The sequence below is a fragment of the Flavobacterium wongokense genome, from assembly GCF_021608265.1.
Taxonomy (GTDB): Bacteria; Bacteroidota; Bacteroidia; order Flavobacteriales; family Flavobacteriaceae; genus Flavobacterium; species Flavobacterium wongokense.
In genome coordinates this window covers 47,050-69,378 of record NZ_JAKIHP010000006.1, presented here as the reverse complement: position 1 = coordinate 69,378, position 22,329 = coordinate 47,050, and the positions used below count along the sequence as shown (strand labels likewise).

Sequence of the window (22,329 nt, the reverse complement as noted above, 5' to 3'; positions counted from 1 at the left end):
AACAAATTCAACGTTATGGAAGAATACGGGAAAATTTTACTGATTGCAATGCCATTTTTCCTTTTGCTGATTTTCATCGAAAGAACTTATGGCTATTTCAAGGGTGTAAATCATACGCCAATCATGGACAGTGTTTCGAGTATCAGCTCCGGAATGACCAACGCTGTCAAAGATGCCTTGGGGCTGAGCATCGCGATTATTTCCTATGAATGGATGGTAAATCATCTGGCACTCATCCATATCGAAGCCACTGCCCTCACCTTTATCATTGCCTTTTTTGTAATTGATTTCTATGGCTATTGGGGACATCGTTGGGCACACCAAATCAATTTCTTCTGGAACAAGCACGCCATCCACCACAGTAGTGAAGAATTCAATCTGGCCTGTGCCTTGCGCCAACCCATTTCGAGCTTTGTCAATCTGTTCACATTTTTATTGCTGCCCGCAGCCATTCTCGGAGTTCCATCCAAAGTGATTGCCATTTTACTTCCAATACATTTGTTCCTGCAGTTTTGGTACCATACCAGATACATCGGCAAACTGGGATTTGTTGAAAAATTCCTCGTTACGCCTTCCCATCATCGTGTCCATCATGCGATTAATCCCGAATATATGGATAAGAACCACGGTCAGATTTTTATTTTTTGGGACAAATGGTTTGGCACTTTTCAGGAAGAACTGGATAACGTGCCACCTGTATACGGAATCACAAGACCGGCGCAAACCTGGAATCCCATTCGGATTAACTTTCAGCATTTGTGGCTGTTGATTAAGGATGCCTATCACGCCGAAAACTGGAAAGACAAATTCACAATCTGGTTCAAACCAACAGGATGGCGCCCCGAAAATTTCGATGAGAAACACCCTATTGATAAAATCTCGGATGTCTATAGTTTTGACAAATACGGCCATGAACATTCGGCACTTTTGAAATATTGGTCGGTAATCCAGTTGTTTACCACACTCGGATTAATCAGTTATCTTTTTGGGAATATTGCCAGCATTGGCCTGCCGAATATTTTTGTGTATGGCTTCTTTGTTTTCCTGACGGTTTACAGTTATACCGAATTGATGGACACCCGGAAATTCTCGGTCTTCTGGGAAGGATTGCGGTTCATCGTTTCCATCGGTATCCTTTATTATTATGGCGATTGGTTTGGGATGTCAAAATTGTTGCCCTATTCCAACTGGATGCTGATGGCTTACTTCACCATATCCCTGGCTATGAGCCTTTATTTTGTATTGGTCGAATTTAAAAACACGCAAAACTCCCTTTCCTATGAATAGTCAAAAATTATTACAGGGTTTCCTGGCGTTTGGTTTTATATATGCAATCCTCCTCTTAACCGAAAACGATACGCTTACCTGGTATTTAAAACCATTTCTGCTTCCTTTTTTGTTTTATGCTGTAGCAAAAAGCGATTCGTTTGAAACCAAGAAATGGCTGTTGGCTGCGCTTTTATTTTCATGGATTGGTGACTGCATTTTAATGTTTGCCGATAAAGGCGAAGAATTCTTCATCTTCGGATTGGTAGCATTCCTGATAGCCCATATTTTGTTTATCGTACTTTTTGCCAAACAAAAATCGGTTCATATCAGTTTTAAGGAACCGATGTTCTGGTTGGGATTTGTGGGCGCCACAATTTATCTGGTAAGCATGCTTTGGGTATTGATTCCGACTCTGGGAGACTTGAAATTTCCGGTGACCGCTTACGCACTGATCATTACCATTATGTTCAAAATGGCTTTGAAAGGAACTTTCGACTGGAAAGGCGAAGCAAAATACAGGGTACTTCTTGGTGCTGCTTTTTTTGTGGTTTCAGACAGTATTTTGGCAATAGATAAGTTTCATTCACCTTTGGATTCTGCTTCCTATTCGATAATGATAACCTACCTGATTGCACAGTTCTGCATTACCGATGGGATTCTGAAACTCAATCTGAAACAACAACCGGAATATTCAGTAGAAGAAGCATAGATACTCCATAGATGCTCCATAGATAAAGCATAGATAGTGCATACATAAAGCGTTGTGGATTATGTAAAATAGCTTTTTTAGTGAGGTAGCTTATCCTTCAAGACACCGTATAAAAACGTTCCCAATACGGCACCAATCAATATCAGTCCAACACTGATGAAACCTGCTCCAAGCATAATGAATATTGGCCCGGGACACGCTCCAACCATTGCCCAGCCTAATCCAAAAAGGACTCCACCAATCCAATAACGCGCACTGCCTTTTTCCTTATCCTGTATTTCTATGGGTTTGCCTTCAATGTCTTTCAATTGTTGCTTTTTAATGATTTGAACTCCAATAACACCAACTGCAATTGCCGTCATGATAATCCCATACATATGGAACGACTGGAATTGGAACATTTCATAAATGCGGTACCAGGAAACTGCTTCGGCTTTGGTCAATACGATTCCGAATATAAAACCAACTAATATATATTTAATGTATTTCATAGCTTAGAATAATAAGGGTAAAATAAAATGCGCCATAATCAAACCGCCTACAAAGAAACCAATCACAGCCTTCAAAGAAGGAATCTGCAGGTTACTCATTCCGGCAATCGCATGCCCCGAAGTGCAACCTCCGGCATAACGCGAACCAAAGCCAATCAGCAAACCACCTCCAAGAAGGATCAGTATCATTTTTGGGGATTCAAATATTTGGTTGCCAAATAAGGCATCGGGTAAAAGCTTTCCGTTTGGTGCATCAATTCCCATTGCGGCTAATTGTTCAATGGTTTTAGGATTGAGAGCTACATTCGAAGCATCGCTCAAAAAATGAACAGCAACATAACCGCCAAGCATCGCGCCAAGCACTACGGCTAAATTCCAGCGTTGCGACTTCCAGTCCCAATCAAAAAACGGAACCTTTTTTCCAACTCCGGTCATCGAACATAACGAGCGTAAATTGGACGACATTCCGAATACTTTCCCAAAATAATTTAGGGTGAGCATAATCGCAGCAATCAGAAAACCTGCAACCGACCAATGCCAAGTGTGGGTTATAAATTCCATAAGGTTGATTTTTTACAAAAATAGCAATATTAAATTATCGAAATGAAGTATTTTTGAAGCCAAATTTTAAAACCAAATGAAATCGAAGATTCACGAACACAAAAAAAACAATATAAAAAAGTGAGTAAAAACTTTTCGATAGAAATAAAATGGGCACTTCGTTTTACTTTACTGACTCTGGCCTGGGCAATTGGTGAAAAGACCATCGGGCTTCACGATGAATATATCGCAGAATACGGAATGTACACCAATCTTTTTGTATTCCCGGCTTTCCTGTTTTTCTATCTGGCACTGAAGGAAAAAAAGAAATACGTTTACAACAACAGCATGAGTTTTAGGGAAGGATTTGTAAGCGGGCTTGTGCTTTCGTTTATCATCGCATTACTGAATCCTTTTGCGCAGTTTGTCATTTACAAAAGCATTACGCCTCACTTTTTTGACACCATCATTGCCTACAAAGTAGAGCACAAATACATGACATTGGCAAATGCCAAAGTTTATTTCAACCTCAAAACCTATATCATCGAAAGTTCGTTTACGGCACTTTCTAAAGGTTTTATAACCGGAGCCATTGTATCGGTATTCCTAAGGAACAAAAGATAGTAGCATGATTATTGCAGAACGAAGAAAAAATATTTTTATCATGAAGAACACAGCCAGACTAACCATTTTCATTGTACTAATTTCATTATTCTCTTCCTGCGTCAGTACAAGATCCACCCTTAAAAATGTTGATAACAACGCACCGCTACCAAAATTATCCAATAACAATACTTTCGTTTTAACGGAATTCGCCAAAGACCGGAAATATGGCTACGATGCCGATTATCCGGTCAATGTTTTCTATATCAATGCCAAAGATGAAAATCTCAATGCTGAGCGTTACCTGAATGCTTTGGCCGGGCCAAATGGTGAAACCATAACCTTCACCAAAATAGAAAGCTGTTGCCCGTTTCCAACAAAAAACATAGATATGGGTGCCGGTTTCCTGGATGTCTACGAACTCCGATGGGAAGGCCAGGACAAACCCGTAAGATTATATGTAAACATTTATGAGCGAGGCTATTTGCTCGTTCCAATGGGTCTTTCGATAAAAAAATAAGTTAACATATTGTTGTTAAAATTATTGCAAATTAATAGTACCTTTGCGCCGATAAAAAACACGCACTATGAATATTAATGCTATTCCACAAATCAAGAATACTGATAGTGGAAATTTCTTTGTACTTGCCGGTCCATGTGCCATTGAAGGCGAAGAAATGGCAATGAGAATTGCTGAAAAATTGGTCACTGTGACCGATAAATTACAAATACCTTACGTTTTTAAAGGCTCTTTCAAAAAAGCGAATCGTTCAAGAATTGACAGCTTTTGTGGAATTGGCGATGAAAAAGCGTTAAAGATACTTCGAAAGGTTTCTGAAACTTTCCATATTCCAACAGTTACCGACATCCATACCAACGAAGATGCAGACAAAGCTGCCCAATATGTTGATGTATTGCAGATTCCGGCTTTCCTGGTTCGCCAGACTGATTTAGTTGTGGCTGCGGCCAATACTGGAAAAGTGGTGAATTTGAAAAAAGGACAATTCATGAGTCCGGAAAGCATGAAACACGCCGTTCAGAAAGTGTTGGACTGCAACAACCAAAACGTAATGGTTACCGATAGGGGAACCATGTTTGGCTATCAGGATATGATTGTTGATTTCCGTGGAATCCCGACGATGCAGCAATATGCAACCACTGTTTTGGACGTTACCCATTCATTACAACAACCCAATCAAACTGCTGGTGTAACCGGTGGAAGGCCTGATATGATTGAAACGATTGCCAAAGCAGGAATTGTTGTTGGTGTTGACGGTATCTTCATTGAAACCCATTTCGACCCTGCAAATGCTAAAAGTGATGGAGCCAATATGCTGCATTTGGACTACTTCGAAGGTTTGATGACCCGTTTGGTTGCCATCAGGAAAACAATAAATCAATTTTAATATTTAAACGGTGAAAAAAATATTCTTCTTTTCATTTATGATTTGCGCCTTGACGCAAAGTGTTACAGCGCAGGATCAAACCACTACCAATCCTTCAAAATATACTGCGCACAATAAAGGGAAATTCTTTATTTATTGGGGTGGAAATCGCGAAAGCTTTACCAAATCGGATATTCATTTCAAGGGCCCGGATTACGATTTTACCTTGTATGATGTCCAAGCCAGTGACAAACCAAAAGGCTGGAGCATTGATTATGTAAACCCGGCTCGAATGACCATTCCGCAAACCAATTTGAGGATTGGTTATTTTATAAATGACCATTATAACATTGCCATTGGTGTTGACCATATGAAATACGTTATGAATCAAAATCAGATTGCGCACATTGGCGGGGTTGTTGGCGATTCATATCCTGAGCATTCCGGGGTTTATCTACCATCAGGGAATAATACAATCGACCTAAGCGATGGAACTTTCCTTAGATTTGAACACACTGACGGACTAAATTACGTACACACCGAATTTTCGCGTGTGGATGACATTTCCAAATTATTTGGAATCAGAAATACGGATGTATTCCAGTTGAACATTACAGAAGGTGTTGGTGGTGGTATATTATATCCAAAAACAAATGCTACTCTGCTAGGGAAAGAAAGACATGATGATTTCCATGTTTCAGGATTTGGTGTTTCAGCTAAAGTTGGTTTGAATTTTACCTTCTTCAAACATTACTTCCTTCAAACCGAACTTAAGGGAGGTTATATCAACATGAACGATATCAGGACTACTCACGATCCTGCTGATAGGGCTTCACAACACTTTAGGTTTCTCGAAAGGATTGTTGCCTTTGGAGGAATATTCAACATTTAAGAAAATACAAAACATATAAAAAAAGCCGCCTCGTTTTTAACAAGGCGGCTTTTTTCTTTTAATAAGATCGACTAATCTATTCCATATTGGTCGAATAGGTACATTAACGAAGCCATGGTTGCGGCACCCAATTCCAATTCCCTTTTATTGACTGCATCAAATTTGTCATTAGCTGCATGATGGTAATCAAAATAGCGCTGCGAATCCGGAGTCAGGCCAGCCTTGACAATTTTGGCAGAAGTCAGATGACCGATATCCGAACCTGTTCCTCCAATCTTAAAACTATGGATTAGGTAAGGTTCGAATAAGTGTTTCCAGTTCATTACTTTTTCAAAATTCGCCGCATCGCATTCAAAATTAAAACCTCTTGGTGAAAATCCTCCTGCGTCGCTTTCGAGTGCGAAGATGTGGTTTTCCTTGTTTTTCTTTGATAATTCTTCATACTTCCTTCCTCCTTTCCCGCCAAATTCCTCATTCATGAAAAGGATTGCCCTAATGGTATTTTTTGGCTTATAATTCAGCTTTTTGAATATTTCCAAAACTTCCATGCTTTGAACTACTCCCGCACCATCATCGTGGGAACCATCAGCCAAATCCCAGGAATCAAGATGGCCGCCGACAATCATGATTTTTTCAGGATGCTCCGAACCGGTAATTTCCCCAACAACATTATACGAAAGCACATCATCATAAGACTGGCAGGAAAGCTTCATATAGAATTTCAGTTTTGGATTGTCCTTTAATTTTTTGCTTAACAATTCGGCTCCATTAGTGCTGATTGCCGCTGTTGGGATGTATTTGTCTTTTGCCAAATCACCATAACTCTGCATGCCTGTATGCGGAAAATCATCCAGCCTGAAACCCATTGAACGTACAATCGTTCCAATTGCTCCGGCTTTTGCAGCTTTTTCTGCGCCATAAAACCTTTGGTCTACACAACCTCCATAAGATTCGAAGGCATCTACATTATCAGCTTTAAAAGGGCGGTTGTAAAAAACGATTTTCCCTTTGATCTTTTCAGGAGCTAAGGTTTCCAACTCTTTAAGACTGTGGATTTCGATTATTTCAGCAGTCAGTCCATTTTTCGAAGTAGCAATCGAACCTCCAAGCGCGCAAATTGGAACTGCGGTTTTGTTTTTATCATCGAGGATAAAAGCCGTTTCCTTTTCGCCTCTTACCCATTTTGGCACCATCACTTCCTGAAGGTATACCTTGTCCAAACCTAAAGTTTCCAATTGCTGTTTGGTGTAAGCCACTCCTTTCTCGGCACCAACAGAACCTGATATCCTCTGTCCTATTTTATTGGACAGGTAATCAAGCCAGGAATAGCATTGGGAATTGGTCAGTGACAATTTGTAAATATCGGCAAGCATTTGTTTATCGTTGCTTTGCGAATGGATTGCAGAAGTAAATAGGAACAGGAAAATGGTTAGTTTTTGCATGGTGTATTTTTTCTCAAAAATAAATGAAAAAACATTTGGTTGAAAAAATATTATTCATTTACTTTGCCATTCAAAGTACTTTAAAATGGAAAACGAAAAATATCTTAAGGACATCCAGGACATCAAACAAATGATGTCGCAATCAACCCAATTTATTTCATTAAGTGGTTTATCCGGGATTTTGGCAGGGATTTATGCACTGATTGGAGCGTACATTGTAAGCCAGCTTTTGGAACAAAATAAATATGATGTCGTTATTATTGAAGGCAGGACCTTTAAGCTGATTGTTTTAACCGCTTTTGTAGTTTTGGTTTTGTCATTGATAACGTCCTTTATCATGACCCGGCAAAAGGCAAAAAGATTGGGAGAAAGCATCTGGAACGCTTCATCCAAAAGATTATTGATCAATTTTTGTATTCCATTATTTACGGGCGGAATTTTTGCCCTGCTTCTTTTGCGTCACGAAGTTTATGGATTGATTGCTCCGATAACACTGATATTTTACGGATTGGCCTGCCTTAATGCCAGCAAATATACTTTGAAAGACGTACGCTATTTAGGCATCACAGAAATTATTTTAGGATTGATTGCGGTTGAATTTTCAGGATATGGTTTGTATTTTTGGGTAATCGGTTTTGGAATCTGCCACATCGTTTACGGAGCTGTAATGTATTTTAAATACGATAGAAATTAATGAAAAAAGTCCACATATTTCTTGCCCTAATTTTGTTAAGTGCCTTTGGTTTCATTGGTAGTTCCTGCGATACTGCCAATAAAAAAAACGTCCAGTCATTGGAAAATGTAAAGGACGGCGATATTATTTTTCAGTCATCACAGTCCGGGCAATGCGAAGCAATACGGATTGCAACCAACTCCAAATTCTCACATTGCGGGATCATTTATATCGTGAACGGCAAAAAATATGTTTATGAAGCGGTACAGCCTGTGTCCTCAGCTCCATTGGAACAATGGATTAAACATGGTGAAGGGAATGCTTTTGTTATCAAAAGGCTGAAAAATGCTGCAACCGTTTTGGATGCTGCTACCCTTAAAAAAATGAAGGATTACGGAAGCAAATTCAACAACAAGGATTACGATTTGTATTTTGGTTGGAGCGATGATAAAATTTATTGTTCGGAATTAGTTTGGAAGATATACAAAAATGGAGCTAATATTGAGCTTTGCAAACTAGCGAGCCTAAAGAATTTCAATTTAGACAATCCAAAAGTAAAAGCCATTTTAGCCGAAAGGTATGGCAACAGGATTCCGCTGGAAGAACAGGTTGTTGCTCCGTCACAAATTGAAAGTTCAGCATTATTGGAAACCGTTATAGACACCTATAAATAATTTGAAAACCATCATCCAAAATATCAACAAAGCCTTTGACCACAGGATCCGTCTTGGGATTATGTCTGTATTGATGGTCAATGAAAGTGCCGATTTCAACATGCTCAAAGAATTGCTTGGTGTTACCGATGGCAATCTTGCAAGCCATACCAAAGCCTTGGAAACCGAAGAATACATTAGGATCGAAAAGCAGTTCATTGGCAAAAAACCCAACACAAGATATAGCGCTACAACGTCCGGGAAAAAAGCATTCAGGGAACACATTGAAGCACTTGAAAAATTAATAACCAAAACCTAATCTATTTTTTTAATCATTTACTTTGAAAAACAAAGTACTTTTAAAAATTAAAACATGAACAAAATCCTCTCCATTTATCTCTTCAACAAAAAACAGAACCCTTATCTGATAGTTTTGGGTGTGCTCTCAATTACCCTGATGTTATTGCGGGTAAAAATAACCCAGGACATGTACCTGCTGTTTTTGATTTGGAACCTTTTTTTGGGCTATATCCCCTATTTTCTTTCTTCGGAAATAAAAACAACGGTTCCGGGAACCTATAAATTCTACCTGCTTTTTTTGGGTTGGCTGCTGTTCCTTCCCAATGCCTTTTACCTGTTGACCGATTTTGTGCATCTGCACCATAACAGCGATTTGCAGTATTTGTTTGACGCCTTGCTGCTTGCCTGTTTTTCGATTGCGGGATTTTATGCCGGAATCTCCTCAATGCTTCACATCCACGGATTATTGGAAATGAAATACTCCGTTAAGAAATGCTGGCGGATTATTGCAACCCTTTGCTATTTGTCGAGTTTCGGGGTTTACCTTGGAAGAATCCTTCGGTTTAACAGCTGGGATATAGTGAGCAGTCCTATTGACCTTTTCTTCAATATCCTCAAAAGCATCGAAAGCCTCCATGCCTATGAATTCACTTTTCTCTTTGGAACCTTCATCCTAATCGTTTATGGGATTTCATATTTATCGTCTGACACTAAAACCATCGCATCATGATTTCTCAAACACAATCAACACCAGGCAGGTTTTCAACTTATTTAGCCGTTACTTCTTTCGTAATCGGAACACTATTCCTGATTTGGCATTTATCATATCCTGATAATGAAATCATAATATTCTTGGGTTGTTGGTTTGTATTGGCCGCATTGACTGTCAACGGAATTACTTTCCTCTATCTAATTTATCTGCTTATCATTCGGCCTTTAGACAGGGAAACCCTATTCATACGCATCCTCATTCTTTTATCAAACATTCCCATCTTCTTTTTGTACACACACATCGTAATAAATAATATTTCACTTCTAACTCAAAACAATTAAAATCATGGAAAATTCAGAAAATCAAGTACCCGAAACAAAATCATTCTTCCAATCAACCACAGCCAAAATGCTGATGGTGGGATTCCTAACCTTAGTCCTGCTGATTCCGCTCTTTTTTGTGCAGGATTTAATCCGCGAGCGTTCCCAACGAAAAACAGAAATGGTGGATGAAGTGACTAATTTATGGGGAAGGGATGTCCAGTTTTACGGCCCGATATTGCGTATTCCCTACAGCACTTATGAAGCCTACAATGTCACCAATCCGAAAACAGGAATGACCACCATCGAAAGGAAAGCCGTGACCAATTATGCCTATTTCTTTCCGAATGAATTGAAAAACACGTCCAACATCAAGAAAAACGAATCGCTCAAACGCGGTATTTTCAACCATGTGGTTTTCAAGGCAGACATGAATTTCAAAGGGAATTTTACCAATCCGAATTTTGCCAAACTCAACATTCCTGAAGAAAACATCCAGTGGAGTAAAGCCTCAGTCATCGTAAAAACAACCAACCTGAAAAGCATCAAAAGCGAACTCAGGATACAACTGAACAACGATAAATTTTCATTCGAACCACAAAATAATGACAAAAGCGAATACAGTGTTTTGGCTACCAACAATTTTGATTATAAAACGCTGGTGAATCACGAAAAGATAAATTTCGATTTTTCGATAAGCTACAACGGAAGCAACAGCGTCAAATTCATCCCAATCGGGAAAGTTACCGATGTGAGTGTGGATTCCGATTGGGAGTCTCCAAGTTTTGAAGGTTCTTTTGCAGCAAGCGACACTACAAAAACGGTTGGTAAGAAAGGTTTTCATGCCGATTGGAAGGTTTTGGACATCAACAGGACGTTTTCGCAGCAATACGCGAATGTTTTGCCTAATCTGGATGATTACCTCTTCGGAGTAAAATTAATTCAAACAGTGGACGAATATCAGCAAAATGAGCGTGCTTCCAAATACGGTTTCCTGGTAATCGGTTTAACGTTCCTTATTTTCTTCCTGATTCAATCCATCAGCAAGGTCAACATCCACATTTTCCAATATTCGATGATTGGCCTTGCACTGATTATGTTTTACACTCTTTTGATATCCATCACAGAGCACAGCACCTTTAGTTTTGCCTACACCATTGCCGGAGCTTCGGTTGTGGTAATGATAACACTCTATTCCATTTCGATTTTGAAGAACAGGAAGTTTCCAATGTTCATCGGAATAGCGCTGAGTGTTTTGTACTCGTTCATTTATGTGATTATCCAAATGGAAGATTACGCATTGCTCGTTGGAAGCATCGGATTATTCCTGATTCTTGGAGCCGTGATGTATTTCTCAAGAAAAATAGACTGGAGTAAGTAACTTTGTAACCAATAACGTGATTATGAAAAAGCTGATTTTAATATTTATAGTCCTCATATCGACTGTTGCGTGCAAAAGCAATGACGAAGAAAATGCAAAAAAGGATTCCAAAACAACAGGCAGGATTGCTTTTGATTGGAAAAAATGGCAAACAAAGGAAGATAAGGATTATCCCTATCGCAATGATATGATTGATGATTTAATCGCTTCTGACACAATTAAAAAGCTCAGTAAAGCCAAAATCCTAAGCATCCTTGGTGAGCCAGACAGGATTGACAATAATTATTTTTTTTACCAAATTGACCAGGAGCGAATAGGTTCCTGGCCAATTACAACCAAAACACTGGTAATCAAAATAAAAAATGATGAAACAGTGGAATGGGTAAAAATTCATGGCTGAAACGAAAACTATGCAATTATTTGTTGAAAAAGATTCCATCGTAAGGGAAATATGGGGCAAAGGCGACACTGTACTGTTCATCTTTGCCGGAGCTTCCGGTGAGTTTGCGCTGAATAAGGCTGTCGACTGGCTTTATTTTACCGGAAAGCTTCCTGCCGACCCTTTGGGTAGATTGTTTTCTACCGTTCGTTACGCCAGGCTGATTGTCTTTGCTTCTATGGATGAGGCCAATGCTTCTATTGATTCATTGCGGAAAATCCACGGCGCTGTAGAGCAAAACCGCGGTTTTTCGATTCCGGATTGGGCGTACCGTGATGTATTGTTCATGCTGATCCATTACTCGATAGCAGCTTACGAACTGCTTGAAAGGAAATTAAGCGATGAAGAGAAGGAAGAAGTATACAATGTTTTCTATCGCGTTGGAACCCGAATGGGTTTAAAGGAATTGCCACCAACTTACCTTGAATGGCTTCCTGTAAGGGAATCACATCTGGTTGCCGATTTACAGCAAAGCAAATACACTTCGGATCTTTTCAGGCAATACAGAAAGCATCTTGGACCCATTCGCTTTAAAATCCTGATAGATGCACAGAAGTTGGTAATTCCGCAACACGTTAAAAAGCTATTGCATTTTAATAGCTTCTCATTGCTCTCGATTGCCATTCCGGTTTACAAAATCAGCAGGGTTTTAAAAATGGATGGATTGCTCAAAAACGCATTGCTTCCATCCGAGTACAAAACCCAAATCAAAGAGCTGGATTTACATCAGCAATAAGACAAAAAAGCCTGTTCATTTTGAACAGGCTTTTTTATAAACTGAAATTCCAATCCTTGTTTTTATCATACCAAAGTTCTCCGTTGGAAACCGTCAAGGGACAATCAAAATTGTTCGTGTACAAACTTCCCGTTCCTAAACCCTGAGGCATCAAATTATTTTGCAGGAAAGTAAATTGGGCAATTGCGTTCAAACCAACATTGCTTTCCAAAGCGGAAGTAATCCACCAACCGATATTTAATTTTTCGGCAATCGAAATCCATTCCAAAGTCCCTCGGAATCCACCAATGAAACTTGGCTTCAAAACGATGTATTGCGGCTTGATTTTTTGCAGCAGTTTTTCCTTTTCTGCTTTTGAAAATACTCCAATCAGCTCCTCGTCCAAAGCTATAGGAATTTTCGTGTTTTTACACAATACTGACATCATGTCAGTATTGTTTTTTTTAATGGGCTGCTCTATGCTATGCAATTTAAAACCAGATATTTGATTTATTTTATCTAAAGCTTCATTTTTATCAAATGCACCGTTTGCATCAACACGTATTTCAATAGTTTTTTCATCAAAATTATCGCGTATAAAGCGCAATAATTCCATTTCCTTGTCAAAATCTATGGCTCCGATTTTCATTTTTATACAGCTAAAACCCTGCGCGATTTTGTCCTCAATCTGGGCTTTCATGAACGCCTCATCGCCCATCCAAACCAATCCGTTTATCGGAATGCTTTTGCTGTTTTTTGTAAAATCTGAAGGGAATAAAACGAATGGATTTTCACTTTTTAACGACAGGAAAGCCATCTCAATTCCAAATTGAATGGATGGAAATTCGATCAATTCCTCCCAAAGTTTTTGCTCTCCAAGATGGATATTTTGACAAGCCCAAAGTAATTTTTCTTTATAATCAGGCCGGTCATCCGCACTCAATCCACGAAGGATTCCGCACTCGCCTATACCTCTTTTTCCCTCTTTTTCCAGAATGATAAACCAGGTTTCCTTGTCGGTTAAAATGCCTCGTGAAGTTCCCGAAGCTTGTTTGAAATGTAGTATGTATTTGAAATACGAAGCTTTCATTTTAAAGCGAAATGCTCTCTCCGATATCCAAAAGCATCAGGTCTTTTCCTGCATCAAAGAACTTTTTGATTGCTTCCTCGTGGTTCACGATGATAAAGCCAAAAGTATCGTAATGACAACCTAAAATCTTGTCACAAGCCACAAAATCTGCGGCTATTATTGCGTCTTCAACATCCATTGTAAAATTACTTCCTATTGGAAAAATAGCCAAATCGAGCTTGGTCCGCATCGGAATCAGTTTCATATCCATGGTAAGCGCTGTATCGCCGGCAATGTAAATATTTTTATGCTCGCCTTCGATTACAAAACCACCGGGATTTCCTCCGTAAGTCCCGTCAGCAAAGGAACTTGAATGGATAGCCGAAACATATTTCACTTTTCCAAAATCAAATTGCCAGCTTCCGCCATGATTCATTGGATGGTATTGAAAGCCTTTATTTCCGTAATAAGCCGCTGTTTCATAGCCCGAAACGATTACAGCATTGGTATTCGTGGCAATCGCCTCAACGTCCAAAGTATGGTCATTATGGGCATGTGTAAGCAAAATATAATCTGCCTTCAGGCTATAGATATCGATATGTGAGGCCTTTGGGTTTGCTGTAATGTAAGGATCGACAATGATGTGCTTTCCACTAACTTCAATTCCAATACAGGCGTGTCCGTAGAATGTGATTTTCATTTGTATATTTTTTATGTTAGCGATTCTACTCTTTTACCTTCCTCCCAGAAAAACATTTACAATGATATCCGAAACAAAATATATCAGGCTCAATGCCAGCAATATAGACAGGAAAAATGTACTTAAGGCGAGTTTCTTCAATTCGGGGTCCAAAAGCTTTGGATTTTTATTCCTGCGAACCGTCAAAAGATGCGATGTTAGCGGAAAATAAGCCGCAAGGAACAAATATTGGTCGAAATGAAAACCATTCAGAATTGCAAACAAAACGACCAAAACCATAGCGGAGATAATCAGGAAATAATGATACTGTTTGGCCCAGGCACCACCTTTCTGTACTACAATGGTATTTTTTTCGGCCTTTCTGTCGCTTTCCTCATCCCGCATGTTATTCAGGTTTAAAACTCCAACACTCAGGAACCCAATTGCTGTCGCAGGCAGTAATAGCAGCCAGTCTATCTGTTTTGAAAACATAAAATAAACCCCAAAGGTACTGACCAATCCAAAGAAAATAAATACAAACACATCGCCATAACCACGGTACCCATAAGCGCCTTTTCCAACAGTATAGCGAATCGCTGAAGCAACCGCTAAAATCCCTAAAAAGAAGAAAATGAAGGAATACAGCAAATAGCTTTCCTTGAATGCGTAATAAATCAGTAAACCTGCAAAACACAAGGTGACAACCGACATTAAAATCATTGCGTTTTTCATTGCCGAAGGTGTAATCGTTCCTTTTTGAATCGAACGTTTTGGCCCAACCCTGTCCTCATTATCAGTGCCTTTGATTCCGTCTCCATAGTCATTGGCAAAATTCGAAAGTATCTGCAGCCCCAAAGTTGTAAGCAATGCAAAGAATACAATATTCCAGTTGAACATTGCCTGTGACATTGCATAAAAACTTCCGACTATAATTCCGGATACCGAAAGTGGTAGTGTACGAACCCTTGCGGCTTCAATCCAGTGTTTCATATTTTTTTAAGTTTATTCGGTTATGCGGTTATTCGGTTATGCAGTTTTTGCAATTCAAATAACCAAATTAACAAATCCACAAATTACGGCAGCCATTTTTTATCAAAATTAGGCTTTCTTTTTTCCAGAAAGGCATCTCTTCCTTCTTTGGCCTCGTCGGTCATATACGCCAGCCTGGTGGCTTCTCCGGCAAAAACCTGCTGCCCTACCATTCCGTCATCCGTAAGATTCATGGCAAATTTCAGCATTTTGATCGATGTTGGTGATTTTGCCAGTATTTCCTGAGCCCATTCATAGGCGGTATCTTCAAGTTCTGAGTGCGGAATGACCGCATTTACCATCCCCATTTCAAAGGCTTCCTGAGCCGAATAATTCCGGCCTAAAAAGAAGATTTCACGTGCTTTCTTCTGCCCAACCATTTTAGCAAGATAGGCAGAACCGTAACCACCGTCAAAGCTGGTTACATCAGCATCAGTCTGTTTAAAAATTGCATGTTCCTTACTGGCAAGCGTCAAATCACAAACCACATGAAGGCTGTGCCCACCGCCAACAGCCCAGCCCGGAACCACGCAGATGACCGCTTTTGGCATAAAACGGATTAAGCGCTGCACGTCCAGGATATTCAATCGATGGTAACCGTCATCTCCAACATAACCCTGGTGCCCGCGGGCTTTTTGATCACCGCCGGAGCAGAAAGACCAAACGCCATCCTTAGAACTTGGGCCTTCAGCAGAAAGCAAAACCACGCCTATGGAAGTATCTTCCTGTGCATCGTGAAAAGCCTGTAATAATTCTGAGGTTGTTTTAGGACGGAATGCGTTGCGAATGTCAGGGCGGTTAAAGGCTATTCTCGCAACACCATTGCATTTTTTATAAGTGATGTCTTCAAAATCCTTAACTGTTTTCCAATTAATTGAACTCATGTAAATGCTAAAATTTGTTAAAATAAAATTTGAAAAAATAAATTGCTCTATTTTAGCGTAAAAATAAAGCATTTTTTAGTCTTACCGACAAAAACAAATAGTAAATTCTTATGAACAAATCGATATTATGCCTTGGCTTTACATTATTGAGCTTTGCCGGATTTTCACAAACTTATGAATTCCACACGATTAAGGATATTGAGGCTTTGCCTGTAATTTCGCAAGACCAGACCGGTACCTGCTGGAGTTTTTCCACCACATCTTTCCTTGAAGCTGAAATCATCCGCCTAACCGGAAAGAAAGTTGACCTTTCGGAAATGTACAACGTACGCAACACCTATCTTGACAAGGCGGAAAATTATGTTATGCGTCAGGGAAAAGCCCAATTTGGTGAAGGCGGCTTAAGCCACGACGTGATTAACAGTGCCCGAAAATATGGCGTCGTGCCTGAGAAAAACTTTATCGGAAAAACAGACCCTGATTCAAAGTTCGACCACGACAAAATGGTTTCCGAACTGGAAGCCGTAATCAAAAAAGCCGTTGCCCAAACCCCTAAAAATTACCCAAACTGGAAAGCCGATTATGCAGCCATCCTGGATAATTACATGGGCAAATTCAATGAAGACGGAAAGATAGTTTCCCCGCAGTTTACCATTGACAATTCAAAATCAAATGCAGCTGAAAAGCCGTTGACTCCAACTCAGTTTTTGGCAACAACCAAATTGAATCTTGATGACTATGTTACGATAACTTCGTTTACCAATGAACCTTATTATTCTAAATTTATCCTAAGCATTCCTGATAATTTTGCTAACGGAAGTTTATACAATTTACCTTTAGATGAATTTATTCAAAATATTGACAATGCGCTGGATAAAGGATTTACACTAGCGTTGGATACCGACGTAAGCGAGAAGACTTTTTCAAAGGATAAAGGCATTGCAGTCATTCCGGAAAACGCTGATGATTCCAAATCAATCCTGACCGAAATCAAGCCTGAAAAAATCATTACACCCGAATACCGCCAGGCCGAATTTGAAAATTACGACACCCAGGATGACCACCTGATGCACATCGTTGGAAAGGTTGCCGACCAAAAAGGAAACCAGTATTACAAAGTAAAAAACTCATGGGGAACCAAAGCAGGAAGAGACGGTTATTTTTACATGAGCGTTCCTTATGTCAAACTAAAAGCCATTTCAGTAATGCTCAGCAAAGACGGCCTGACCAAAAAGACCAAATCTGCCTTGAGGGTTTAAACCCAAAACTGCCGTTGGACAAAAGTAATATACAGCCTGCAGGAAGCAATTTCTTGCAGGTTTTTTGTTTTTATTTCTATATTTATCCCATAAACTTTAGAAATGGAACACTTTACCGGCAGACAAAAAATCCAGATACTTCTCAGCTTTCCTGTAATCATAGCCTCGCTTGGTTATTTTGTGGATATTTATGATTTACTGCTGTTTGGGATTGTAAGGATTCAAAGTTTAAATGATTTAGGCTTAGATGCTGACAAAGTGGGGACTACTATTATCAATTGCCAAATGATCGGTATGGTTCTCGGCGGAATTCTTTGGGGGATTTTTGGCGATAAGAAAGGAAGGCTTTCAGTACTTTTTGGTTCTATTCTGGTCTATTCCCTCGCCAATATTGCCTGTGGTTTTTTACCCCAAATCAACTTTATGGACAAGGCAACAGCCTACGCTTTGCTTCGATTCATAGCCGGAATTGGTTTGGCGGGCGAACTTGGTGCCGGAATCACTTTGGTTTCTGAAACTTTGCCAAAGGAATTGCGCGCCATAGGATGTTCCATCGTAGCTGGTTTTGGCGTTTTAGGTGCGGTTGTAGCCCAATTTACAGTCGAGCTGGCCGGAAGCTGGACGACAGCGTACATCATTGGCGGAGCTTTAGGATTAGTACTGTTGGTATTGCGTATCAGCGTTGCTGAAAGCGGCATGTTTGAAAGCGTCAAAGAAAATACCAACATCAAGAGAGGCGATTTCCTGGCTTTTTTTACTACCAAGAAACTATTTGTCAAATACCTGAAATGCGTTTTGATTGGCGTTCCGATTTGGTACTGCATCGGGATTTTGGTCTTTATGGCAAATCAATTTGCGCCCGAAATGGGAATTAGCTCCATCAACCCCGGAAAGGCAATTATGTGGACATACATTTCAACCTCTGTGGGTGATTTCTCATGTGGTTTTGTTTCGCATGCATTGCGTTCCCGAAAGAAAACGATTTTATATATGCTGCTTTTCACGCTTGTAGGTGTGGGATTGCTTCTCTTCAGCGGGAATAAAACCGAAAATATGTATTATTTCTATTGTGGCTGGATTGGGCTTGGTTGTGGTTTTTGGGCAATGTTTGTGACCGTTTCGGCAGAACAGTTTGGAACCAATATGCGAAGCACAGCAACCACCAGCGTTCCAAATATGGTACGGGGAAGTGTTCCTGTTATGCTTGTAGCATTTGATTATTTAAAACTGAGCCAAACCATAATCATCTCTGCAGCTTTAATTGGTGCTGTTGCCTTTGGTTTCGGGATTTATGCCACGCTGACGATTAAGGAAACCCATGACACCAATCTGGACTACGTGGAATAAGGCTTACGAAAACCATCCCTATTTTTTTATTGGAAAACAATTGAACACTAATGAATGGTAATGAACACTTGTTACGCGTTTTGAACGCTAATGAACGCTATTGACGTTTAATGAACACTTCTTTCGCCACTTTTATTGTGGTTGTTCGGATGTTGTTCGGGTGATGTTCGGGTTTTGTTCGCAAAAGAGGCTGTTTTTGCGAAGAAGTTGCGAACAACAGCTGGGCAAAAGTGGAGAAAACCATACTTTAAAACTTCACTTCGATTGGTTCTGACTTTTTTTGATACCTTTATTGCTCATCAACAGTCAAAACAACCCATCTTTTAAATCATCAATGCTATGACGCGTTTTTTGTTTCTTATTTTACTAAGCCTAAGCTTTTTAAATGGCAACGCACAAGACCAACAGCCTTTTTATTTCCATGTAAACAACCTTATTGAAGCCCTGGAATTCACAGGAACTCCACTCGAAGCCGGCGATAAAAAAGCCATTAAAACCGCTGTTGAAAGCGATGCCGGTGTTGAAACCATCCAAAAAATCATTGATGGTTATGTTTTGTTTAATATTGAAATAAATGCGGAAAGCCGTGTTAAGGTTGGGCAGGGAAATGCTAAAGCTGTTTTATTCCAAAACGGATGGAAAACATTTTTAATAAAAATACAAAACAAGGCAGGTATTACAGCAGGCCTCAACATACAAAGCGAACAGGCAAAACGAACGTATGATGGCGGAGAACGGATTTACGGAATGGCTGGTGCAGGAAAAGGAACGGTGGTTACCCGACAAAACATCAATGACCGCTGGCTCGACTTGGGTTTATACACCAACGAACCTATGAAGCCTTCGCTTTCAGGGCTGGAAACGGAATACTTTATCGTTCAGCTGTACAGCAGGGATTCGGGGAAACGCGCGGCCAAATTTGAATTCGACTGCGGTAAATCTACACAGGATATTGGATTTAGGAACGAAGTAAATATCCTTTTTACCTGCATCCCTTCACAAAAAATAAAATTGACAGTCAAAGACGAAAAACAGCTACCCACAACAGCTTCATTTATCATAAAAGACAAACAAGGACACATTTATCCAAGCCAGGCAAAAAGGCTGGCACCCGATTTCTTTTTCCAGCCACAGGTTTACAGAGCTGATAATGAATTCATTGAACTACCTGTTGGGGAATACAGCATAACGTATGGCAAAGGCCCAGAATACCATTCCAGAACCAAAATCCTAAACGTTGAAAACAAGGCCAGTCAAACGTTTTCGGCTAATTTAGAAAGATGGATTGACCCAACACTATACGGCTGGTTTAGCGGCGACCACCACATTCATGCCGCAGGATGTTCGCATTACACTTCTCCCACTCAGGGCGTAGATCCTCAGGATATGATGCGGCACATACTGGGCGAAGGCGTAAACGTAGGATGTGTTTTGACCTGGGGGCCAGGTTATGACCATCAAAAGCAATTTTTCGAAGGGAAGGACAACAAACTTTCCACCAAAGACAATCTGCTCCGGTATGATTTAGAGATTTCCGGATTCCCAAGCAGCCACGCCGGCCATTTGGTTTTATTGCGTTTGAAGGACCAGTATTACCCAAATGCCAACAGCCTGAACGAATGGCCCACTTATACCCTGCCAATCCTAAGATGGGCAAAAGCCCAAAATGCCATAACAGGGTATGCACACAGTGGCTTGGGGTTGGATGTTCGAAATGATTCACTGCCCAATTATGAAATGCCGCGTTTTGACGGCATCGGTGCCAATGAATACATAGTCGCGGTAACACAGAACCTGGTTGACTTTATATCGACCATGGATACTCCGCCCAGTTGGGAACTCAACATTTGGTACCATACACTGAATTGTGGCTTTCGGACAAGAATAAGTGGCGAGACCGACTTTCCCTGTATGAGTGATGATAAGGTAGCACATGGCAGGAGTTATGTAAAATTAGACAACACCCTGACCTTTGACAGCTGGATTGAAGGATTGAAGCAGGGACGGACTTATACTTCCGAAGGCAAGAGCCATATATTCGATTTTAAGGTAAACCAAAGTGAGATGGGCAAAGACAACAGCGAATTGAACCTGTCGAAACCTTCAAAGGTAACCGTAACAGCAAAAGTGGCCGCTTACCTTAATGAGGAAATTGATCCCAATATTAAAAAACTCGACCTCGAAGGCAATGTCTGGGCGCAAAAACCTTTTTGGAATATTGAACGTGCCCGTTTAGGGACATCGAGGAATGTTTTTGTCGAATTGATTGTAAACGGCATTGCCGTAGCTAAAAAGGAAATTACCGCCGATGGAAAATTGACAGACCTTAAGTTTGAAACCAATATCGACAAAAGTAGTTGGGTTGCCCTGCGGATTTTACCCTCTTCACACTCCAACCCTATTTTTGTTTTGGTTGATAAAAAACCCATCAGGGCTGAAAAGAAAAGCGCTGAATGGTGTTTGAAAGCGGTCGATGCCTGTTGGGAGCAAAAGAAAGCAAAAATTGCCCCTAATGAAATTGAAGCCGCCAAAAAGGATTATGAAAATGCTAAAGACATTTACCGGCAGCTTATCAATGAAAGTGGAAAATAATATTTTTTAATCCATAACAAATCTCCAAAATTATATAACGCACCAGGCTTGGGAAATCGGCAATTTTACCGTAACAAATCTACTGTTATGAAAAAATACATTGTTATCCTCAGCTTTTTTATGGCTCTTGTTTCGTGTAAACATGAAAATAAAACTCCTTCAACCCATAAAAAAACAGTACCAACAAGGGTGAAACCCAAATCATTTGGCTATCATTTTGAAAAAACCAAAAGCTTTCTTGCCACCACAAGCGACAGCTCCAAAATATGGATTGTACTTGCTGTAAATAGAACTGATAGGGCGAATATTGTCAAAATGGACTCTATTATAGTTCCAAAAGATTTGAGCGGAGACATGGCCTACTACCTGCCGTTCCCGTTTGAGGTGGATGCGCTGAGCGATGTAAAAAAAATAATCCTCTTTTCGTATGCAACACAAACCTTTGCCGCTTATGAATATGGTGAGTTGATTCGGACCGGACCAACAAACATGGGCCGACGCGCTGACAAAACCCCAACAGGCCTGTTCTTCTGCAACTGGAAAGCCGAAAAAACCACCAGCACGTTTAACGATGAGTGGGATTTGAGATGGAATTTTAACATCGCCAATAAATTGGGTGTGGGTTTCCACCAATATGAATTGCCGGGTTATCCTGCATCTCACTCCTGTTTGAGGTTACAGGAACGCGACGCCAAATATCTTTACGATTGGGCTGACCAATGGATATTGGTGAATGATCAAACAGTTAAGTTCAACGGTACTCCGGTTGTGGTTTTCGGAAGCTATGATTTTGATGCACCAAAACCGTGGTCCCAATTGGCAAAAAAACCGAAGGCATTAAACCTTTCTGAAAGTGACATCGAAAGAGAAGTAAAACCCTTTTTGCCTAAAATCCTAGCCGAACAACAAAAGCGGGAAAGCGCCGGAAAGTAAAAGCTAAAAAATC

At 40.1% G+C, this 22,329-nt stretch carries 25 protein-coding genes; 18 read left to right on the top strand and 7 right to left on the bottom strand.

Annotated features, from left to right (window positions below; translation table 11 throughout):
• Positions 1-15: 15 nt before the first annotated feature.
• Both L1S31_RS13115 and L1S31_RS13110 read left to right on the top strand, forming a co-directional pair.
• Positions 16-1,287: a sterol desaturase family protein gene (locus L1S31_RS13115; RefSeq protein ID WP_236465229.1), complete on the top strand. Its 1,272-nt coding sequence runs from the start codon at positions 16-18 to the stop codon at positions 1,285-1,287.
• Positions 1,280-1,978, top strand: coding sequence for a lysoplasmalogenase (locus L1S31_RS13110; RefSeq protein ID WP_236465198.1), 699 nt, complete (start codon positions 1,280-1,282; stop codon positions 1,976-1,978). The genes L1S31_RS13115 and L1S31_RS13110 overlap by 8 nt, the downstream gene beginning before the upstream one ends.
• Positions 1,979-2,055: 77 nt before the next feature.
• Here L1S31_RS13110 and L1S31_RS13105 read toward each other — a convergent pair whose 3' ends face one another.
• Complete coding sequence (locus tag L1S31_RS13105) at positions 2,056-2,469, bottom strand: DUF6691 family protein (RefSeq protein ID WP_236465197.1); 414 nt, start codon at positions 2,467-2,469, stop codon at positions 2,056-2,058.
• Positions 2,470-2,472: 3 nt separating this feature from the next.
• On the bottom strand, positions 2,473-3,030 hold the full coding sequence (locus L1S31_RS13100) for a YeeE/YedE family protein (RefSeq protein WP_236465195.1): 558 nt from the start codon (positions 3,028-3,030) through the stop codon (positions 2,473-2,475).
• 120 nt (positions 3,031-3,150) lie between these two features.
• Between L1S31_RS13100 and L1S31_RS13095 the strand changes: the two genes are divergently transcribed.
• The 4 genes from L1S31_RS13095 to L1S31_RS13080 all read left to right on the top strand — a co-directional run bounded on the left by L1S31_RS13095 (position 3,151) and on the right by L1S31_RS13080 (position 5,889).
• Positions 3,151-3,633, top strand: a complete 483-nt coding sequence (locus L1S31_RS13095) for a DUF4199 domain-containing protein (RefSeq protein WP_236465194.1) — start codon at positions 3,151-3,153, stop codon at positions 3,631-3,633.
• A gap of 40 nt (positions 3,634-3,673) precedes the next feature.
• Positions 3,674-4,132 (top strand): 2-dehydro-3-deoxyphosphooctonate aldolase, encoded by a 459-nt coding sequence (locus tag L1S31_RS13090; protein WP_236465193.1) that lies wholly within the window; start codon positions 3,674-3,676, stop codon positions 4,130-4,132.
• 67 nt (positions 4,133-4,199) lie between these two features.
• Positions 4,200-5,018 (top strand): 3-deoxy-8-phosphooctulonate synthase, encoded by an 819-nt coding sequence (kdsA, locus tag L1S31_RS13085; protein ID WP_236465192.1) that lies wholly within the window; start codon positions 4,200-4,202, stop codon positions 5,016-5,018.
• A 37-nt stretch (positions 5,019-5,055) separates the two neighbouring features.
• Positions 5,056-5,889 (top strand): hypothetical protein, encoded by an 834-nt coding sequence (locus tag L1S31_RS13080; RefSeq protein ID WP_236465227.1) that lies wholly within the window; start codon positions 5,056-5,058, stop codon positions 5,887-5,889.
• 71 nt (positions 5,890-5,960) lie between these two features.
• Here L1S31_RS13080 and L1S31_RS13075 read toward each other — a convergent pair whose 3' ends face one another.
• A complete protein-coding gene (locus tag L1S31_RS13075; RefSeq protein ID WP_236465191.1) occupies positions 5,961-7,331 on the bottom strand; it encodes a M20/M25/M40 family metallo-hydrolase in 1,371 nt (456 codons plus the stop codon).
• 85 nt (positions 7,332-7,416) lie between these two features.
• Between L1S31_RS13075 and L1S31_RS13070 the strand changes: the two genes are divergently transcribed.
• The 8 genes from L1S31_RS13070 to L1S31_RS13035 are packed head-to-tail and all read left to right on the top strand — an operon-like array spanning position 7,417 to position 12,545.
• Positions 7,417-8,025 (top strand): hypothetical protein, encoded by a 609-nt coding sequence (locus tag L1S31_RS13070; RefSeq protein ID WP_236465190.1) that lies wholly within the window; start codon positions 7,417-7,419, stop codon positions 8,023-8,025.
• Positions 8,025-8,678 carry a YiiX family permuted papain-like enzyme gene (locus L1S31_RS13065; RefSeq protein WP_236465189.1) on the top strand — a complete coding sequence of 218 codons (654 nt, stop codon included), beginning with the start codon at positions 8,025-8,027 and terminating at the stop codon, positions 8,676-8,678. The genes L1S31_RS13070 and L1S31_RS13065 overlap by 1 nt, the downstream gene beginning before the upstream one ends.
• Position 8,679: 1 nt before the next feature.
• Entirely contained in the window at positions 8,680-8,976 is a 297-nt protein-coding gene (locus tag L1S31_RS13060; RefSeq protein WP_236465188.1) for a winged helix-turn-helix domain-containing protein, read from the top strand.
• Positions 8,977-9,030: 54 nt separating this feature from the next.
• The gene (locus L1S31_RS13055) at positions 9,031-9,687 is read left to right on the top strand and encodes a DUF1361 domain-containing protein (RefSeq protein ID WP_236465187.1); all 657 of its coding nucleotides are present in this window, start codon (positions 9,031-9,033) and stop codon (positions 9,685-9,687) included.
• Positions 9,684-10,010 (top strand): hypothetical protein, encoded by a 327-nt coding sequence (locus tag L1S31_RS13050; protein ID WP_236465186.1) that lies wholly within the window; start codon positions 9,684-9,686, stop codon positions 10,008-10,010. The genes L1S31_RS13055 and L1S31_RS13050 overlap by 4 nt, the downstream gene beginning before the upstream one ends.
• A 4-nt stretch (positions 10,011-10,014) precedes the next feature.
• The gene (gene creD / locus L1S31_RS13045; RefSeq protein ID WP_236465185.1) at positions 10,015-11,370 is read left to right on the top strand and encodes a cell envelope integrity protein CreD; all 1,356 of its coding nucleotides are present in this window, start codon (positions 10,015-10,017) and stop codon (positions 11,368-11,370) included.
• 22 nt (positions 11,371-11,392) lie between these two features.
• Positions 11,393-11,770, top strand: a complete 378-nt coding sequence (locus L1S31_RS13040) for a hypothetical protein (RefSeq protein ID WP_236465184.1) — start codon at positions 11,393-11,395, stop codon at positions 11,768-11,770.
• Positions 11,771-11,780: 10 nt separating this feature from the next.
• Positions 11,781-12,545, top strand: coding sequence for an oxygenase MpaB family protein (locus tag L1S31_RS13035; RefSeq protein WP_236465183.1), 765 nt, complete (start codon positions 11,781-11,783; stop codon positions 12,543-12,545).
• Between the two features lie 34 nt (positions 12,546-12,579).
• Here the strand turns inward: L1S31_RS13035 and L1S31_RS13030 are convergent, their stop codons facing one another.
• The 4 genes from L1S31_RS13030 to L1S31_RS13015 form a co-directional block, all read right to left on the bottom strand.
• Complete coding sequence (locus L1S31_RS13030) at positions 12,580-13,614, bottom strand: o-succinylbenzoate synthase (protein ID WP_236465182.1); 1,035 nt, start codon at positions 13,612-13,614, stop codon at positions 12,580-12,582.
• 1 nt (position 13,615) lies between these two features.
• Positions 13,616-14,293 carry a metal-dependent hydrolase gene (locus tag L1S31_RS13025; protein ID WP_236465181.1) on the bottom strand — a complete coding sequence of 226 codons (678 nt, stop codon included), beginning with the start codon at positions 14,291-14,293 and terminating at the stop codon, positions 13,616-13,618.
• Positions 14,294-14,326: 33 nt separating this feature from the next.
• Complete coding sequence (menA, locus tag L1S31_RS13020; protein WP_236465180.1) at positions 14,327-15,262, bottom strand: 1,4-dihydroxy-2-naphthoate octaprenyltransferase; 936 nt, start codon at positions 15,260-15,262, stop codon at positions 14,327-14,329.
• Positions 15,263-15,345: 83 nt separating this feature from the next.
• The gene (locus tag L1S31_RS13015) at positions 15,346-16,185 is read right to left on the bottom strand and encodes a 1,4-dihydroxy-2-naphthoyl-CoA synthase (RefSeq protein WP_236465179.1); all 840 of its coding nucleotides are present in this window, start codon (positions 16,183-16,185) and stop codon (positions 15,346-15,348) included.
• A gap of 110 nt (positions 16,186-16,295) precedes the next feature.
• Between L1S31_RS13015 and L1S31_RS13010 the strand changes: the two genes are divergently transcribed.
• The 4 genes from L1S31_RS13010 to L1S31_RS12995 all read left to right on the top strand — a co-directional run bounded on the left by L1S31_RS13010 (position 16,296) and on the right by L1S31_RS12995 (position 22,316).
• Positions 16,296-17,444, top strand: a complete 1,149-nt coding sequence (locus L1S31_RS13010; RefSeq protein WP_236465177.1) for a C1 family peptidase — start codon at positions 16,296-16,298, stop codon at positions 17,442-17,444.
• 102 nt (positions 17,445-17,546) lie between these two features.
• Positions 17,547-18,791, top strand: a complete 1,245-nt coding sequence (locus L1S31_RS13005) for an MFS transporter (RefSeq protein ID WP_236465176.1) — start codon at positions 17,547-17,549, stop codon at positions 18,789-18,791.
• A 339-nt stretch (positions 18,792-19,130) separates the two neighbouring features.
• Positions 19,131-21,383 carry a CehA/McbA family metallohydrolase gene (locus L1S31_RS13000; protein ID WP_236465173.1) on the top strand — a complete coding sequence of 751 codons (2,253 nt, stop codon included), beginning with the start codon at positions 19,131-19,133 and terminating at the stop codon, positions 21,381-21,383.
• A gap of 87 nt (positions 21,384-21,470) precedes the next feature.
• Entirely contained in the window at positions 21,471-22,316 is an 846-nt protein-coding gene (locus tag L1S31_RS12995) for a L,D-transpeptidase (RefSeq protein ID WP_236465172.1), read from the top strand.
• Positions 22,317-22,329 lie beyond the last annotated feature (13 nt).